Origin of the sequence: Variovorax sp. VRV01 (genome assembly GCF_014852545.1) — a bacterium.
GTDB classification, from domain to species: domain Bacteria; phylum Pseudomonadota; class Gammaproteobacteria; order Burkholderiales; family Burkholderiaceae_C; genus Variovorax; species Variovorax beijingensis_A.
In genome coordinates, this window is sequence record NZ_JACVBS010000001.1 from 189,395 (window position 1) to 206,341 (window position 16,947).

13 protein-coding genes are annotated in these 16,947 nt (G+C 68.9%); 4 read left to right on the forward strand and 9 right to left on the reverse strand.

Features of this window, described 5'->3' with window-relative positions; all coding sequences use genetic code 11:
• Positions 1-82: 82 nt before the first annotated feature.
• The 6 genes from IB278_RS00885 to IB278_RS00910 form a co-directional block, all read right to left on the reverse strand.
• Positions 83-4,156, reverse strand: a complete 4,074-nt coding sequence (locus tag IB278_RS00885; RefSeq protein ID WP_192322395.1) for a translocation/assembly module TamB domain-containing protein — start codon at positions 4,154-4,156, stop codon at positions 83-85.
• A gap of 14 nt (positions 4,157-4,170) precedes the next feature.
• Entirely contained in the window at positions 4,171-6,090 is a 1,920-nt protein-coding gene (locus IB278_RS00890; RefSeq protein ID WP_192322396.1) for an autotransporter assembly complex protein TamA, read from the reverse strand.
• Positions 6,091-6,162: 72 nt separating this feature from the next.
• Entirely contained in the window at positions 6,163-7,350 is a 1,188-nt protein-coding gene (locus tag IB278_RS00895) for a vWA domain-containing protein (RefSeq protein ID WP_192322397.1), read from the reverse strand.
• 25 nt (positions 7,351-7,375) lie between these two features.
• Complete coding sequence (locus tag IB278_RS00900) at positions 7,376-7,972, reverse strand: GNAT family N-acetyltransferase (RefSeq protein WP_192322398.1); 597 nt, start codon at positions 7,970-7,972, stop codon at positions 7,376-7,378.
• Between the two features lie 25 nt (positions 7,973-7,997).
• Complete coding sequence (locus IB278_RS00905; RefSeq protein WP_192322399.1) at positions 7,998-8,249, reverse strand: hypothetical protein; 252 nt, start codon at positions 8,247-8,249, stop codon at positions 7,998-8,000.
• Positions 8,246-9,100 carry an AAA family ATPase gene (locus tag IB278_RS00910; protein ID WP_145740151.1) on the reverse strand — a complete coding sequence of 285 codons (855 nt, stop codon included), beginning with the start codon at positions 9,098-9,100 and terminating at the stop codon, positions 8,246-8,248. The genes IB278_RS00905 and IB278_RS00910 overlap by 4 nt, the downstream gene beginning before the upstream one ends.
• 162 nt (positions 9,101-9,262) lie before the next feature.
• Between IB278_RS00910 and IB278_RS00915 the strand changes: the two genes are divergently transcribed.
• Complete coding sequence (locus IB278_RS00915; RefSeq protein WP_145740152.1) at positions 9,263-9,955, forward strand: c-type cytochrome; 693 nt, start codon at positions 9,263-9,265, stop codon at positions 9,953-9,955.
• Positions 9,956-10,022: 67 nt separating this feature from the next.
• Here IB278_RS00915 and pcaG read toward each other — a convergent pair whose 3' ends face one another.
• Together pcaG and pcaH are read right to left on the reverse strand one after the other, a co-directional pair.
• Entirely contained in the window at positions 10,023-10,631 is a 609-nt protein-coding gene (pcaG, locus tag IB278_RS00920; RefSeq protein WP_145740154.1) for a protocatechuate 3,4-dioxygenase subunit alpha, read from the reverse strand.
• 20 nt (positions 10,632-10,651) lie between these two features.
• Complete coding sequence (gene pcaH / locus IB278_RS00925; RefSeq protein ID WP_192322400.1) at positions 10,652-11,377, reverse strand: protocatechuate 3,4-dioxygenase subunit beta; 726 nt, start codon at positions 11,375-11,377, stop codon at positions 10,652-10,654.
• Between the two features lie 107 nt (positions 11,378-11,484).
• Between pcaH and IB278_RS00930 the strand changes: the two genes are divergently transcribed.
• A complete protein-coding gene (locus IB278_RS00930) occupies positions 11,485-12,471 on the forward strand; it encodes a LysR substrate-binding domain-containing protein (RefSeq protein WP_192322401.1) in 987 nt (328 codons plus the stop codon).
• Here IB278_RS00930 and IB278_RS00935 read toward each other — a convergent pair.
• A complete protein-coding gene (locus tag IB278_RS00935; protein WP_192322402.1) occupies positions 12,468-12,902 on the reverse strand; it encodes a DUF1841 family protein in 435 nt (144 codons plus the stop codon). The genes IB278_RS00930 and IB278_RS00935 overlap by 4 nt on opposite strands.
• 285 nt (positions 12,903-13,187) lie before the next feature.
• Here IB278_RS00935 and IB278_RS00940 point away from each other — a divergent pair, with 285 nt between their 5' ends.
• Both IB278_RS00940 and pal read left to right on the forward strand, forming a co-directional pair.
• Positions 13,188-16,334: a hypothetical protein gene (locus IB278_RS00940; RefSeq protein ID WP_192322403.1), complete on the forward strand. Its 3,147-nt coding sequence runs from the start codon at positions 13,188-13,190 to the stop codon at positions 16,332-16,334.
• 84 nt (positions 16,335-16,418) lie between these two features.
• Positions 16,419-16,922, forward strand: a complete 504-nt coding sequence (gene pal, locus IB278_RS00945; RefSeq protein WP_192322404.1) for a peptidoglycan-associated lipoprotein Pal — start codon at positions 16,419-16,421, stop codon at positions 16,920-16,922.
• Positions 16,923-16,947 lie beyond the last annotated feature (25 nt).

Sequence of the window (16,947 nt, forward strand, 5' to 3'; positions counted from 1 at the left end):
GTGCATCGTCGTTCCTTGTTAGAAGGGCGTTAACGATTTTTAACCCTGCGAATTACCGCGGTCAAGGCGGCAGACCCGCAGCTCAGTCGTACTTGAGCGTGTAGATCAGGTCGAGCCCGCTGGTCTGGCCGGCCTGTCCGCGCAGCGTGAGGCGCTGCGTCAGGTCGTAGAAGATGAAGATGGTGCCGAAGGTGCCACCCAGGCTGCGCTCGTAGGTGAGGTAGAAATCCTTCGACAGCCGCTTGCCGAGCGTGACGGCCGACTCGCGCAGGTCGCCGCCGTTGCCGGGGCCCTTGAAGCCGAGTTCGTCGAGGCCGAAGCGGCTGGCCAGGCTGCCGCCGCTCGTGCCCTTGCTGACATGGCCGATCAATGCGAGCGCCGCCTGCTGCAGCAGCGCCGATTCGCCGCCGCTGGTGGCCGAGGCGCGGCCGAGCACCACCCAAGACAGTGTCTCGGCGTCGGACAGCGCGGGCTCGGAATAGAGCTTGACGCGCGGCGACTGTGCGGTGCCCGTGATCTGCACGCCGGCGCGCTGCGAGATGTTGGGCCGGATGGCCAGGATGTCGAGCGCGGGATTGTCGAAGGGCCCGTTGAAGCGGGCCACGCCGGTTTCCACGTCGAGCTGCTGGCCATAGGCGCGGTATTGGCCGCGCACGGTCTTCACCTCGCCGGTGATGCGCGGCGGCGCATCGAGCCGGGTGCTGCGGATCTCCAGGTCGCCCTCGAGCCGCGTGGTGATGCCGCGCCCCTGCACCGCGAAGTCGTCGCCGAGGTCGAAGTTCACCACGATGTCGGGCGGCTTCGCGGTCTGCGGCCTGGCGGCCTGCGCCTCGTTGCGCGCGGCATCGCGCCGCGCCTGCTCGGCCATCTCGCGGTCCTTGGCGGCGGAGCGCACCACCACGTCGGTGCCAAGGCTCGGCGCGGTCTCGTCGGGCAGGATGATCACCGCGCGGTCGGTCCTGAGCTTGCCGCGCACGCTGAACTGGCCGTTGTCGAGCCGCGCCTGCAGGTTGCCCGAGAGCGTGAGCTGCCGGTCGGTGCGCACCAGCACGCGCAGCGCGCGCAGGTCGGCCTGCAGCGCCATGCGGATGCCCGTCCCCGCGGCGCCGGCCGCACCCCAGGCCATGTCGCCGCGTGCCGAGAGCGAGCCGCCGTCGCTCGCGGCCTGGCTGGCCGCGGTGCTGCGGTTGCCGCTCTGGCCGCCGATGCGCACCGTGCTGCCGGCGCCGCCCTTGAGCGTGAATTCGGTGATCTCGACGCGCTCTCCGGTGAGCGTGGCGCGCAGCCGGCCGTCGCGCAGGTCCAGCCCTTCGACCGGCGCGCGCAGCGCGAGCTTGTCGGCGCCCAGCGTGCCGTTCCAGCGCGGCGCCGCGCGGTTGCCCGAGAGCGCGGCATCGGCATCCAGCGTGCCCGCCACGCGCCAGCCCGGTGGCGCGAGCATCGACCACACGCCAAGGTTGGGCAGCGTGGCCTTGACCTTGCCGGCCAGCGGCGCATCGGGCGCCCATTGCCAGCCGCCTGCGCGCTGCTGCATGCGCGTGTCGAGTTCGGCGTTGATCCTGCCCGCGCGTTCGCTGTCCCAGGCCAGCGTGGCGCGCACGGCCTCGCCTTGCGCATCGAGCCGCAGTTCGGCCTGGCGCAGGCCGGCCGGCGTGCTGGGCGTGGTGCCTTGCGCGGTGGCGGAATTCATCGTGCGCTCGCTGGCCGTGCCGGTGCCGCGGCTCGTGATGCGCGTGACCAGTGCGGCCTCGCCCGCCTGCACGCGGATGTCGCCGCTCTGGCGCGCGATCCGCGCATGGGCGCGCAGGGTGTCGCCGGCATCGATGTCCCAGTCGCCGTCGAACAGGAGGTCGCCGCTCACGCCGATCTCGTTGAAGGTGGCGCTGGCGCCGAAGGCCTCGGCCCAGGCCATCGGCAGCCCCTGCAGCTTGCCCTTGGACTGCAGGCGGAAGGCCTGGTTGGGCGCCGCGCCGCTTTGCGTGAAGCGCAGCGGCTGCCATTCGATGCGCACGGTGCCGGGCGCCGGCCCGCGCAAGGTGGCGGCAGCGGCCGAGGCTTCGAGGTCGAGGCGGCTGCTGCTGCCGCTTCCGCTGGTCTTGAGGGTGGCGGTGAGCTCGCGGCCGAGCTCCAGCGTCCAGGGCGCGCTGGCGGTGGCGGGCCGCGTGCTGTCCTGGGCCTGCAGGCGCAGGCTGGCGAGCGCCGCGCGCCACTGGTTGGGTCCTGCAAGGCCGCCGCTCGCGCGCGCGTCGAGCGCGAGCTTCTGCGTGCCGGTGCTGGCTTCGCCCTGCAGCGAGAGCGTGGCCTGCGCCAGGCTGCCGGCAAGGTCCGCGCGCAGGTCTTTCAGCTGGACCGTGGTGGCCGCTGCATTGCCATCGGCAGCCGGCATGCGCAGTTCCAGGTGCGGCACGCCCAGCGCGGCCTTGAGGCTGGGCTCCGCAACGCCGCGCTGGACCGGCGCATGGGGGTTCTCGAGCCGGCGCTGGATGGTCTGCCAGCCGCCCTGCCAGCTGGCGTCGAGCCGCGCGGAGCCCTTGGCGGTCTTGCCCGCGAACAGCTTCGACAGTTCGGGCAGGCCTTCGATCCAGCGCTGCACGGCTTCGGCGTCGTCGATGCGCGCCTTGATCTCGCCGGCCCCCTGCGCCGGCGCCATGCGGCCTTCGAGCTGCGCGCCGCCGCCCGGCAGCGTCAGGTCGAGCTTGCCGCTCGCGGCCTGCTCGGCCACGCGCACCTGGAGCCGGCCCGCGATGCTGGCGCGCTCGGCCTCGAGGCGCAGCGTGCGCAGGTCCAGCACCTGGTTCTTCCACTGGCCCTGGGCGAGCACGCGGTCGAGGCCGAAGCCCGGCATGGCCGCACTGCCGGCACCGCCCGCGGCACGCAGCGCGAGGTCGAAGCCGATGGTGTCCTCGCGCTGCTGCGCCGTGGCCGTGCCGTTGATCGGCGCGCCCGACAGGTCGCTGTGCAGCAGGCCGGGCCGCACGCCGCGCACGGTGGCGCGCGCCTGCCAGGGTGCGGGCGCGGGGCTCCAGCGGCCTTCGGCGTCGATGCGACCGCCGCCCGCGCGCAGCGTGGCTTCGGGGATCGTCCAGCTGGTGCCGTCGAAGCCCACGCGCGCCTCGACCTGCTCGAGCGGCAGCGCGCCCTTGTCCCAGGGCCCGGGCAGCGCGTTGCGGATGCTGGCCGAGGCCTGCCAGGCGGCGGGCCCGGTGGCTGCGTCGGGCTGCAGCTCGACCGTGCCGGTCAGGCGGGTCCGCGGTGCGCCGGGCCAGAGGCTGGCCGCGTCGACGTTGCGCAGATCGGCCTTGGCATCGATGACGGGCTGCGGCAGCCAGGGCGCGACGTTCGCCTGCAGCTTCGCTTCCATGGGCGCTTCGGCATCGGGCTCGGCCGGCTTCAGCTCGGCCGCCACCTGCAGGCGCGCGCCGGTGCCCGCGAGAGTGCCCTTGATGGCGGCCTGGGCCAGCACCTCGATGCTGCGGCCCTCGGCCAGCGGCGCCTTCACGCGGCCATCGAGCGCGGCGTCGAGCGCCATCGGCGCGGGCCCCTGCAGCTTGACGCGCGCGCTGTAGTGGCCGTCGGCAATGTCGACGCCCTTGACCTCCAGCTGGTGCTCCGCGCCGGTGTAGCGGTAGCTGCCCGCAAGCTGGTTGGCCTGCAGCGCGGGCGGGCCGGTCCAGCGCAGCTCGTCGATGCGGAACGGCAGCTCGACCTCGATGGGCAGCGCGAGCTGTTCGAGCGGCTCGGTGGGCGTGTCGCTCGGCGGGCCGCGGCGTTCGATGAGCAGCCGTGCCGCATGCACTTCGCCGAGCTGCAGCTTGCGCTGGAACAGCGGCGCCAGCTGCCAGCCGACGCTGGCCTCCTGCACCTCGACCGACAGTTTCTCGCTTTGCCAGCGCAGCCAGCCGATGCGCCCACCGGTGCGCAGCGAGCCCGTGACCTCGCGGCTTTCGAGCGTCTGGCCGGCGGGCAAATAGCGCGCGGCCTTGGCCAGCGCGAAGGCCAGCGACTGGTTGGAGCCGATCCACCACCATGCGGCCGCGCCGATCACGAGCACCAGCGCGAGCAGGCCCGCGAACGTCCAGCCCAGCGCACGCAGCGCGCGCCGCGTGCGGGAGCGCTGTGTGCGTGGCGTGGACTGGGGTTCGGCGTCGGTCTGCATCGATGCGTGCGCGCTCAGAAAGTGAAGCCCAGGCGAAAGTGCAGGCGGAACTTGCGCGTGTCCACGCCGTAGGCAAGGTCGGCCTGCACCGGCCCGACCGGGCTGCGCCAGCGCGCGCCCACGCCCACGCCGACCTTCGGCTTGAGCTCGCCGGGCTTGTCGGCCACGGCGCCGGCGTCCACGAACACCACGCTCTCCCATTCGGTGAGCTTGTCGTTGTAGACGAAGGGCCGCTGCCACTCGGCGCTCACGACGCCGAGGTAGCGGCCCGCCACGATCTGGCCGTCGCTGCGCACGGTGCCGATCTGGCGATAGCTGTAGCCGCGCACCGTGGTGTCGCCGCCCGTGAGGAACATCAGCGTGGAGGGAATCTGCGCGCTGTCCTTGGCGGCCACGGCGCCGGCCTCGGCGCGCAGCTGCAGCCGGCTGCGGCGCGCCAGCGTGGCGGCGTCGCGGTCTTCGGCGAAGCCCAGCGGCAGCACGCCGAGCCAGCGCGCATAGGTGCGCGTGAAGGGCAGGCGCTCGCCTGTCAGCGTGTAGCCGGCGCCCAGTTCGAGCGCCAGGCCGAAGCCGCGCGTGGGCACGGCGTTGTCGTCGAAATAGCGGCCGGTCCAGCCCCAGTTGGCGGTCACGGCAGAGGCCGAGGGCGGGGCGTTGGTGCCGCGGTTCTGCGCGTAGTCGTACTGCAGGAAGTAGCTGCGGTCGATGTGGCCGCTGGACTTGCTGCGCCCGCTGCGCAGGCGGCCGCTGTCGACCACGTAGCTGCCCGAGGTTTCGCTCTTGAGCCCGGCGCCCGCGAACCATCGCCAGCCGCGGTCATCGGGAATGGCGTTCCACTCGGTGCCCAGCGACTTGATGTCGCTGTCGACCGACAGGCGCGACACGGCGCGCCAGCCGAGCAGCGGCAGCCGGTTGTGGATGTGGTCCACCGACAGCCGCGGGCCGTTGTCGGTGGTGAAGCCGGCGCCCAGCACCACCTTCTGCATCGGGGCTTCGCGCAGCTGCGCGATCACGGGGGCTGCCAGCGGCGTGCCGCTTTCGGTGTCGAGCGTGAGGAACACCGAGTCGTAGTAGCCGCTGCTGGCCAGGCGCTGCTGCGCGTCGAGCAGCTTCTGCTGGTCGTAGTCGGCGCCGGTGGGAAGCTGCGCGATGCGGCGCGCACCATCGGCGTCGTAGCGCTCGGTGCCGCGCAGCACGAGCGGGCCGAAGCGGTAGGCCGGGCCCGACTGGTAGGTGACGCTGAGCCGCGCCTCCTGCCGGTCGGCATCGATCTCGGCGCGGCTCACTTCGACGCTGCCGGTCGGAAAGCGCCTGGCCGTGAGGCTGCGCAGGGCAATGGTCTTGGCGTTGTCCCAGCCCTGCTGCGTGAAGGGCTGGCCTGGGCGCAGCGTCCAGCCGGTGCGGATCGAATCGCGCTGCGCCTCGGCCGTGGGGTCGTCGGCAATCGCGCCGCCGTAGCTGATCTGCACATTGCTCACGCGCGTGAGCTCGCCCGGTTGCACCGTGATGACGATCTCGCGCGGCGCCTTGGAGCTGGCCGGCGTTTCGTTGAGCTCCAGCGTCAGCGTGGGCGTGAAATAGCCCAGCGTGCCGAGCAGTTCGCGTGCATTGCCTTCGGCCGCCACCATGAGCCGCGAGATCTCGGTGGCGCCCAGGTCGTCGAGCGTGCGGTAGCGTTGGATGTCCAGGTGCAGCGTGAGGTACTCGCGCACCGCGTCGGGCCCGCGCACCTCGACGGTGAAGGCGTCGCGCCGTGGCGCGTCCTTGCGTGCTTCGCCGGCGGCCGCGCCATCGCCGCGCACCAGCGCGGGGGTGGCCGTGTCCTGCGCGCTGTCCTTCTTCGGCAGCAGGCTGCATCCCTGCAGAAGCAGTACGCCGCAAAAAAGCAAGGCCGGCAAGCACGCCGGCGCAATGACTGGAACCACCCTGAGCATGGGCGGATTTTGACAGCAAGGCGCGACGGTTCCGTAAGCATCCGGAAACAGTTCCGGGCTTCGCGCCGCGCCTTACTTAGAAAGCATTCGCATTGCTTCTTCGAGGCCGCGCAGCGTGAGCGGGTACATGCGGTTGGACATGAGCTGCTGCATCACCGCGATGCTCTGGCGGTACTGCCACACGCCCTGGGGCTCGGGGTTGATCCAGGCGAACTTGGGGAAGGTGTGCGTGAGGCGCTGGATCCATTCGGCGCCGGCTTCCTCGTTGTTGTATTCGACGCTGCCGCCGGGCTGCAGGATCTCGTAGGGGCTCATGGTCGCGTCGCCGACGAAGATGAGCTTGTAGTCCTTGTTGTACTTGCGCAGGATGTCCCAGGTCGCGAACTTCTCGGAGAAGCGGCGCTTGTTGTTCTTCCACATGAAGTCGTAGACGCAGTTGTGGAAGTAGAAGAACTCCAGGTGCTTGAACTCGGTCTTCACGGCCGAGAACAGTTCCTCCACGCGCTGGATGTGCTCGTCCATGGTGCCGCCCACGTCCATCAGCAGCAGCACCTTGACGTTGTTGTGGCGCTCGGGCCGCATCTTGATGTCGAGGTAGCCGGCATTGGCTGCGGTGGAGTGGATGGTGTCGTCCAGGTCCAGCTCTTCCTCGTGGCCCTCGCGCGCGAACTTGCGCAGCCGCCGCAGCGCCACCTTGATGTTGCGCGTGCCGAGTTCCTGGCTGTCGTCGTAGTCCTTGTAGGCGCGCTGGTCCCACACCTTCACGGCGCTCTTGTTCTTGCCCGCGCCGCCGATGCGCACGCCCTGCGGGTTGTAGCCGCCGTGGCCGAAGGGCGAGGTGCCGCCGGTGCCGATCCACTTGTTGCCGCCGTCGTGGCGCTCCTTCTGCTCCTCGAAGCGCTTCTTGAGCGTTTCCATGAGCTCGTCCCAGCCCATCTTCTCGATCTTGGCCTTTTCCTCGGCCGTGAACTCGCGCTCCAGCGTCTTGCGCAGCCAGTCGAGCGGCACTTCCTTGGTGAAGTCGGCCAGCATCTCCACGCCCTTGAAGTAGGCGGCGAAGGCGCGGTCGAACTTGTCGTAGTGCTTCTCGTCCTTGACCAGCGCTGTGCGCGAGAGATAGTAGAAGTCGTCCAGGCCGAAGGCGCCGTCGGAGTTGGGCCCCACCACGTCGGCCTGCAGCGCCTCGAGCAGCGTGAGGTATTCCTTGACCGAGACCGGCAGCTTGGCCGAGCGCAGCGTGTAGAAGAAATCGATCAGCATGGTCGGGCTTTCCTTGGACTTCTCTTCAGCTTCGCGGCTTGTCGAGCAGGTAGAGCAACTGGGCCTTCACCTCGGGCCACTCGCCCACGGCAAGGCTGTACATGACGGTGTCGCGGATGGTGCCGTCGCGGCGCATCGCGTGGCCGCGGATCACGCCGTCCTTTTTGGCGCCGAGCCGCTCGATGGCGCGCTGCGAAGCGAAGTTGAAATTGTCGGTGCGCCAGCCCACCACGTTGCAGCCGAGGGTATCGAAGGCGTGCGTGAGCATGAGCAGCTTGCAGGTGGTGTTGACGTGGGTGCGCTGGCAGCGCCTGGCGTACCAGGTGTAGCCGATCTCCACGCGCTTCACGGCCGGCAGGATGTCGTGAAAGCTCGTGGTGCCGAGCACGGTGCCGGTTTCGGCCTCGGTCACGGCAAACGCAAAGCGGTGGCCGGCTTCGCGCCCCTGCAGCGCGGCTTCGATGTAGGCGCGGGTGTCGTGCGGCTCGGGCACCGAGGTGACGCGCAGCTTCCAGAGCTCGCCGTCGGCCGCGGCGGCGCGCAGGCCTTCTTCATGGGCGAGCGACAGCGGCACCAGCGCCAGGTCGCGGGCCTTCAGCGTGACAGGTTCGACGAACGCCATCTTCCAGACACCCTTCTGAAATTTTTCAGCGCTGCGGCTTGCCGTACTTGCGGTCGTACCACGCGCGCGCCAACTGCACCCCGCCGCCACCGCCCACGCCGATCAGCAGGATGCCGAAGATCTCGCGGTTGCCATAGCCATTGGGGCCGAAGGCATCGAGCCCCAGCTGGAGCCCGATCCAGCGGCCGAGCAGCGCACCCGCCACGAACAGCACCGCCTGCGCCACGCCCAGCCTGAGCAGCTGGCCCACGGGATGCGGCGCTTGTGGCTGGCTCATCGGTTGTTGCGCTGCATGAAGACGAGCTTCTCGAAGAGCGTCACGTCCTGTTCGTTCTTGAGCAGCGCGCCCACCAGCGGCGGCACGGCCACCTTGTCGTCCTTGCTCTGCAGGGCCTCCAGCGGAATGTCCTCGGCCACCAGCAGCTTGAGCCAGTCGAGCAGCTCGGAGGTGGAGGGCTTCTTCTTGAGGCCGGGCAGGTTGCGCACGTCGTAGAAGGTCTTCATCGCGGACGTGAGCAGTTCCTGCTTGAGGCCGGGGAAGTGCACCGCGACGATGCTCTTCATCGTTTCCGCGTCGGGGAACTTGATGTAGTGGAAGAAGCAGCGGCGCAGGAAGGCGTCGGGCAGCTCCTTCTCGTTGTTGGAGGTGATGAACACCACCGGCCGGTGCTTGGCGCGGATGAGCTCGCGCGTCTCGTAGCAGTAGAACTCCATGCGGTCGATTTCGCGCAGCAGGTCGTTCGGGAATTCGATGTCGGCCTTGTCGATCTCGTCGATCAGCAGCGCCACCGGCTGGTCGGCCGTGAAGGCCTGCCAGAGCACGCCCTTGACGATGTAGTTGTTGATGTCGCTCACGCGCTCGCCGCCGTCGAGGTCCTTGAGCTGCGAGTCGCGCAGGCGGCTCACGGCGTCGTATTCATAGAGGCCCTGCTGCGCCTTGGTGGTCGACTTGATGTGCCATTGCAAAAGCGGCAGCCCGAGCGATTGCGCCACTTCCTCGGCCAGCATGGTCTTGCCCGTGCCGGGTTCGCCCTTGACGAGCAGCGGGCGCGTGAGCGTGATGGCGGCATTGACGGCCAGCATCAGGTCCTGAGTGGCGACGTAGTTGTCTGAGCCCTTGAATTTCATGAGTGAACGCGAGCAAGGTGGAGAAGGCGGGGTGGAGAAAAGAACACACTCGATTCGCTTCGCGCAGCCACTTGGACGGCTTGAAGGGGTTCCCGGGGGACCCTTGCATATAATCGAATGTTGATTCGAAAAACTGTATCTCCACGAGATTGTGCGCGCAAAATGAACAAGTTGTTGACCACGATGTTTGCCTTCGCTGTCGCTTGCGTGACGGTCTCGGCCCAAGCCCAGCAAGTCACGGGCAATGCCCAGGAGGGCGCCAAGAAGGTTGCCATGTGCGTGGGCTGCCACGGCATCATCGGCTACCAGGCCAGCTTTCCGGAGATCCACAAGGTTCCGATGATCGCCGGCCAGAGCGCCAGCTACATCACCTCGGCCCTCACCGCCTACAAGGGCGGCGACCGCAAGCACCCCACCATGCGCGCGATTGCCGACACCCTGAAGGAGCAGGATATCGCCGACCTGGCCGCCTACTACAGCCAGCTGGGCCTGAAGGAAGGCGACGCGCCCCCGGCCGCGCTCGCCAAGCCCATGCCTGACAACGTGCAGGCCCTGGTGTCGCGCGACAAGGACAACAGCTGCACCAAGTGCCACGGCGCCAACTTCAACACGCCCAATGACGGCACCGTGCCCAAGCTGGCCGGCCAGCATGCCGACTACCTCTTCGTGGCGCTCAAGTCGTACCGCGTCAAGAACAACCTGCACCTGGGCCGCTCGAACGCGGTGATGGCGCAGCAGGTCGAACCCAAGAAGTTCACCAACGCCGAACTCAAGACGCTCGCCAGCTACATCAGCTCGCTGCCCGGCGACCTCAAGACGGTGCCGGAATCGCGCATCCACCGCGCCGCGCAGTAAGCGTCGGCCCGTCCCATGAAGAAAGCCCGCATCGAGCGGGCTTTCTTGTTTGCGGGGCCGGCTGTGTTCAGACGTCGAAGAACACCGTCTCCTGGGGCCCCTGCATGCGGATGTCGAAGCGATAGCTCACCGCGCCGCCTTGCTCCACGCGCTCGGCAATCAGCGTGTGGCGCCGCTCGGCCGGCACGCTGGCCAGCACGGCGTCCTTGGCGTTGGCTTCGGCCTCGTCGCTGAAATACACGCGCGTGAAGGCATGCAGCAGCAGGCCGCGCATCAGCACGATCGCATTGATGTGCGGGGCTTCTCCCGGCGATTCGGCGCCCGGCTTCACGGTGTGGAACACGAAGCGGTTCTGGGCATCGGTGCCGGTGCCGGCGCGGCCGAAGGCGCGAAAGCCCATTTCGCGCGCTTCGGCGGGCGTCTGCGGATAGCGGCCCTCGCCGTCGGGCTGGCTGATCTCGACCAGCGCATCGTTGATGGGGTTGCCGTCGCCGTCGATCACGCGGCCTTCGAGGCGGATGCGCTCGCCGGAGGCGTTGTCCAGGGCTACCACGGTGTCGAAAGGCTGGTCGAAGTCGTAGCCGTACTGCGCGGCGGTGAGGCCGTAGGCGAAGTAGGGGCCCACGGTCTGGGAGGGGGTCTGGCCGAAGTCGGCTTCCTGTGCGGTCATCAACATGGTGTGTGTCTCCTTCTTGCTCAGCGGTTTTCGAACGGCGTCTCGTCGGCGCCGCGCAGCACGACGTCGAACTGGTAGCCCAGTGCGTAGCCTTCCTCGGTGATGTCGAGGCTGAAGTCGGCAATCAGCCGGTTGCGGTAGCGCTCGGGGGTGCCGGTGACCATGGGGTCGTACTGCAGCAGCGGATCGCCGGGGAAATACATCTGCGTGACCAGGCGGCTGGCAAAGCTCTGGCCGAACAGCGACATGTGGATGTGCTGCGGGCGCCAGGCGTTGGGGTGGTTGCCCCAGGGGTAGGCGCCGGGCTTGATGGTGAGGAAGCGGTAGCGGCCCTCGCTGTCGGTCAGACAGCGGCCCGCACCCAGGAAGTTGGGGTCGAGCGGCGCATCGTGCTGGTCGACCTTGTGCACGTAGCGGCCGGCGGCGTTGGCCTGCCAGATTTCGACCAGCGTGTTGGCCACCGGGCGGCGGCGTTCGTCGAGCACCTGGCCGGTGAGGATCATGCGTTCGCCGAGCGGCTCGCCGTTCTTGCACGCATTGCGCGTCAGGTCGTGGTCGAGCTCGCCGATGCTGTCGTGGCCGTACACCGGCTGCTGCAGTTCGCCGAGCGAGGCCTTCAGCGGGACCAGAGGCTTTTGCGGGCCGCGCTTCGCGGTCGACTTGTAGCCGGGGTAGATGTAGGAAGGGTGGGCCTTCCAGTCGCGGGGGGTGAGGATGGCGGGGGAGGCCTGGGTTTTCGTCAACATGCCGTTGTCTCCTGTCGTGGGACGAATCGAATTCGGAAGCTGAACTTTAGAAGTCCCGTTCGATGATGTAAATTGAAGATTGGTCTGTTTTGCATAACCATCAGTAATTGAAAACTCCCGCCGACCTTCGCCAGGACTTTGTGCGCAACGTGCAGCTGCGCCACCTGCGCTGCCTTGTCGCGGTGGCGCAGGAGCGCCATCTCGCGCGCGCCGCCGAGCGGCTGTCGCTGAGCCAGCCGGCGGTGTCCAAGACGCTGTCCGAGCTGGAGGCCATCGTCGGGGCGCGCCTGGTCGAGCGCGGCAATGCCGGGCGGCGCGGCGTGCAGGGGCTCGCGCCGGCGGGCGAACAGCTGCTGGTCCACGCGCTGCGCGTGCTCGAGGCCATCGACGCCAGCGCGCAGGCGGTGGCGCCGGCTTCCGGCGAGCGCGTCGAGCGGCTGCGCATCGGCGCGCTGCCGAGCGTGGCGCCGGCGCTGCTGCCGGCGGCGCTCGCGCGCTTTCGCGAGCGCTGGCCTTCGGTGCAGGTGGTGGTGAAGAGCGCGGCCAACCCGGTGCTGCTCGATGAGCTGCGCGCCGGCGAACTCGACCTGGTGGCGGGCCGCATGAGCGATCCGCGGCTGATGGGCGGGCTCAGCTTCGAGCTGCTCTACACCGAGCCGCTGGTGTTTGCGGTACGCCCCGGCCATCCGCTGGCGAACCGGTCGACCCGGGCGGTGTCGGTGCAGGCGGTGCTCGATTTCCCGCTGGTGGTGTATGGCGAGGGCACCATCCCGCGCCACAACACCGAAAGCTTTCTGTCGGCCCGCGGCCTCGCGCTTCCGCCGCACGCGCTGCAGACGCTCGACGTTGCGGTGGCGCGCGGCCTGGTGGCGGTGTCCGATGCGGTCTGGATCACGCCGCTGGGCGCCGCGCGCGGCGAGCTGGCCGACCAGCGGCTGGTCCGGCTGCGCATCGAAACCGCCGGCACCGACGAGCCGGTGGGCCTGCTGCTGCGCAGCGACGCCGAGCCCTCGGCGCTGCGCAGCGCCATGGCCGCGCTGCTGCGCGAAGGCGCCAGGCAGCAGGGCGCGCCGCCTTCCCGGAAGGCCGGTTAGTCCTTGGTTGCACGCCGCTGCACGCACGCGACGTAGCCGTCGCCATCGGGCGGGCGGCCGGCGCGCTGGCTCTCCCACATCATCTGGCCGAGGCACTCCATGGCCTCGTGATGCGCGTCGAGCAGCGAGCCACGGCGGGCAGCCAGCAGCTCGACGGCCTGGCGGATGCCTCGCGGCTGGTCGATGGAGCACTGCTCGCTGATCGAAAGATGCATCGACAAGTGCAGGAACGGGTTCTCGCGGCCGTTCGAACCGTCGTACACGCGGGCCACGGCGGCATCGGCGTCGGCCAGGTCCTCGTGGTATTCGGGGTGCGCGTCGATCCATCCCGCGGCAATCGTCTCGAGCGCTTCCATCGGCAGGCCTTGGAGGTGCTTGGCGTACACGTCGCAAAAGAAGCGGCGCACGTCTTCCTGGGAGGGATTGAACATATCTGTATGGAGAAGCTGGAAAGGAAAAAGAGGGGAGAGAAAACCGCGCGCCTGCAGCTCGAAAGGTGCCCGATGTTCCGGTAGCGGGACGTTACGCCGTAACGTAACGAATGGTCAAAACAGCATCCAAAGCGCTGTTTCGGTCGATCGCGCGGACACCGGTTTTCAGAAAAATATCCATAAAAATCAATAGCTTGCGTTCTTGACGACCCGGTGGCTCAAAAGAGTTGGCAGCACGGCACGCTAGTTGCCCCTGTAGATGCATCTTTTGTCACAGAGGCTGTCATGAACGCACCACAAGCACCGACCAATTCGACCGAAGGACTTGCCGCCAGTGGCGTTGCTCCTGTGGTCATCGCCCAAGCCACCAGCACACCGCTCGGCGCACCCGCCGCGATGAGCTCGTCGGCACCTGCCGCCGCTGCGGCGGCACCCGCCAGCGTGGGCACATTGTCCAATGCTACGCCGGGCGTCGCGGTGATGCGCGAGGGTGTCCGCATTCCGGTGGACGGCAACCAGACCCTGATCGCGGGTGACCGCGTGATCGTTCCCGAAGGCGGACAGGCCAACGTCCTGTTCCCCGGCTCGGCCACCAACAAGGCGCCGCTGGCCGGCGTCTTCACCGGCGGCACCGACGCCACCATCGGCTCGACCAAGCTGCCCGGCGGCCTCGAACAAGTGAATGTGGACGTCGCCTCGGGCGACCTGCAGGTGACCCCACCCGACAGCGACGCCGACGCGGCCGCACTGGCCGTCACCAAGAAGGTCGCGGCCGGTAGCGGCCTTGGCCTCGGCGAATTCGCGCTCGGCGCACTGGGCGCGGCTGCGCTTGGCGCCGCGCTGGGCGGCGGTGGCGGTGGCGACGGCGGCGGAGTGATCCCGTTCTTCGCCGGCGGTGGCGGTGAGGGCGATGCGGATGCAGACGCCGACGCGGATGCCGATGCGGATGCCGACGGTGATGCAGACGCCGACGCCGACGCCGACGCCGACGCCGATGCCGACGCAGATGCTGACGCTGATGCTGACGCTGATGCTGATGCTGATGCTGATGCTGACGCTGACGCTGACGCTGACGCTGACGCTGATGCTGATGCTGATGCCGACGCAGATGCAGATGCAGATGCAGATGCAGATGCAGATGCAGATGCAGATGCAGATGCCGATGCCGACGCAGACGCAGACGCAGACGCCGACGCAGACGCGGACGCAGACTCCGATGGCGGCGACAGCCTGCTCGATCCGGGCGATGGCGCGGCCGGCGGCCTGGTCGGTTCGATCGGCGACACCGCGGGTCTTGGCGACTCGCTCGACCCGGTGCTGGGCGTGGTCGACGGCGTGACCGACGTGGTCGACGACGTGCTGGCCCCGGTGCTCGGTTCCGAGTTCTCCGAGAACGATCCCAACCAGCTCGATCCGGCGGACGATTTCGTCGAGACCGTGGCTGAAGGCGTGGGCGGCGTGGCCAGCCCGATCGTCGATGGCCTCCTGGGCGAAGGCGCGACGGGTGCGCTGGTCGACCAGCTGGTCAAGCAGGTCGACTACGTCACCGACGCCCTCCAGAACGGTCTGGACAACCTGGTGGGCGAGGAAGGCATCCTGAGCGGCCTCACCGGCAGCCTTGGCCTGGACGGCGCGCTCGAGGAGCTCGTGGGCGACGACGGCGTGGTCGGCAACGTGGTCGAAGGGCTGCTCGGCCAGGACAGCCTCCTCGCCGGACTCGTCGGCGAAGAAGGCCTGGTGGGCGGCCTGCTCGCCGAAGGCGGCGCGCTGGACGGCCTCATCGGTGAAGGCAGTGCCATCGGCAGCCTGCTGGACAACGTGGTCGGCGACGAAGGCATCGTCGGCGGCCTGCTCGGCGACGACGGCGCCCTTGGCGGCGTGCTCGGCGGCGTACTGGGCGAAGAGGGCCTGCTGGGTGGCCTGATCGGCGAAGGAAGCCCCGTGGGCAGCCTGCTCGGCGGCGACGGCGTGGTGGGCGGCCTGCTTGGCGGCGACGGCGCGCTGTCCAGTCTGCTGGGCAGCGACGGCCTCTCCGGCGGCCTGCTGGGCCAGGACGGCGTGGTCGACAACCTCTTGGGCGCCGACGGCGCGGTGGGCGGCCTGCTCGAAGACAGCCCGCTGGGCGGCTTGCTCGGCGGCGAAGACGGCCTGCTCGGCGGCGTGACCGATGGCGTGCTGGGTGAAGACGGTCTGCTGGGCGGTGTGCTTGGCGATGACGGCGTGGTCGGCGGGCTGCTCGGCGAAGACGGCTTGCTCGGCAGCGGCGGCGCCATCGGCAGCCTGCTTGCCGAGGACGGCCTGCTCGGCGGCGTGCTCGGTGAGGATGGCCTGCTGGGCGGCCTGCTCGGCGGCGACCTCTTGGGCGGTGACTTGCTCGGTGGCGATCTCCTGGGTGGCGTGCTGGGTGAAGACGGCCTGGTCGGCAACCTGCTTGGCGGCGACCTCCTGGGCGGTGACTTGCTCGGCGGTGATTTGCTGGGTGGCGTGCTGGGTGAAGACGGCCTCGTCGGCAACCTGCTTGGCGGCGACCTCTTGGGCGGTGACTTGCTCGGTGGTGATCTGCTGGGCGGCGTGCTGGGTGAAGACGGCCTGGTCGGCAACCTGCTCGGTGGCGACCTCTTGGGCGGTGACTTGCTCGGTGGCGATCTGCTGGGCGGCGTGCTGGGTGAAGACGGCCTGGTCGACAACCTGCTTGGCGGCGACCTCTTGGGCGGTGACTTGCTCGGTGGCGATCTGCTGGGCGGCGTGCTGGGCGAAGACGGCCTGGTCGGCAACCTGCTCGGTGGCGACCTCTTGGGTGGTGATCTGCTCGGTGGTGACCTGCTCGGCGGCGTGCTGGGCGAAGACGGCCTCGTCGGCAACCTGCTCGGTGGGGACCTCTTGGGTGGCGACCTGCTCGGTGGTGATCTGCTGGGTGGCGTGCTGGGCGAAGACGGCCTGGTCGGCAACCTGCTCGGTGGCGATCTGCTGGGCGGTGACTTGCTCGGCGGTGACCTGCTCGGCGGCGTGCTGGGCGAAGACGGCATCGTCGGCGGCCTGCTCGGTGGCGATCTGCTTGGCGACGATGGCCTGGTCGGCAGCCTGCTCGGCAGCGATGGCCTGCTCGGCGGCGTGCTGGGCGGCAGCGGCCCGGCGGCCAACATCCTGGAGCCGGTGCTCGACACCGCAAGCACGCTCGGCGAGGCACTGGAGCCCGTGGTGGCCGCCGTGTCCGAGGTGGCAGAGCCCGTGACCGACATCCTGGCCGGCGCAACCCCGACGCTTGACCCGGTGATCGAGACCGTCCACAACAGCCTGGTGCACACCGTGGAGGACGCCGCGCCGATCGTGACCGACGTGGTGACCCCGATCACCAGCCTGGTGGACCAGGCCGCCGGCACCGGCAGCGTGCTCACCCCGGTGACGAACATCCTGCACGGCCTGCTGGGCTAAGGAACAAGAGCAGTAGAGGAGAAGGAAGAAAAACAACGCACCAGGGCCAGGCCGCCACCGGCCTGGCCCGAGAAAGGATTTGATATGAAGAACAGCAGCAGCTACCGGATACTGACCATCGTCGCCCTTGCAGCAAGCCTTGCCGCTTGTGGAACGGCCTCCAAGAGCGGACGCGAAGACGCGACCTACTACTACTCGAACAAGGCGCCGGTGGCGAAGGTGGAACCGCCCCCGCCCGCACCGGTGCAGAACGGTCCCGTCGCGCTGAAGATCGTGTACTTCGACTTCGACAAATACGACATCAAGCCGCAGTACCGCAACGTGGTGGAAGCGCATGCGAGCTATCTCAGGAACCGTCCCGCCAGCAAGGTGGTGATCGAGGGCCACACCGACTTGCGCGGCGGCCGCGAATACAACCTCGCGCTGGGCCAGCGCAGGGCCGAATCCGTGCAGCGCGCGCTCACGCAGCTTGGCGTGCCGGGCGAACGCATCGAGGCCGTCAGCTGGGGCATCGAAAAACCTGCATCGCTCGAAACCACCGAGGAGGGCCATCAGCTCAATCGCCGAGCCGAATTCAGCTACCGCTGAAACACGGAGAAACGCGATGCCTTCG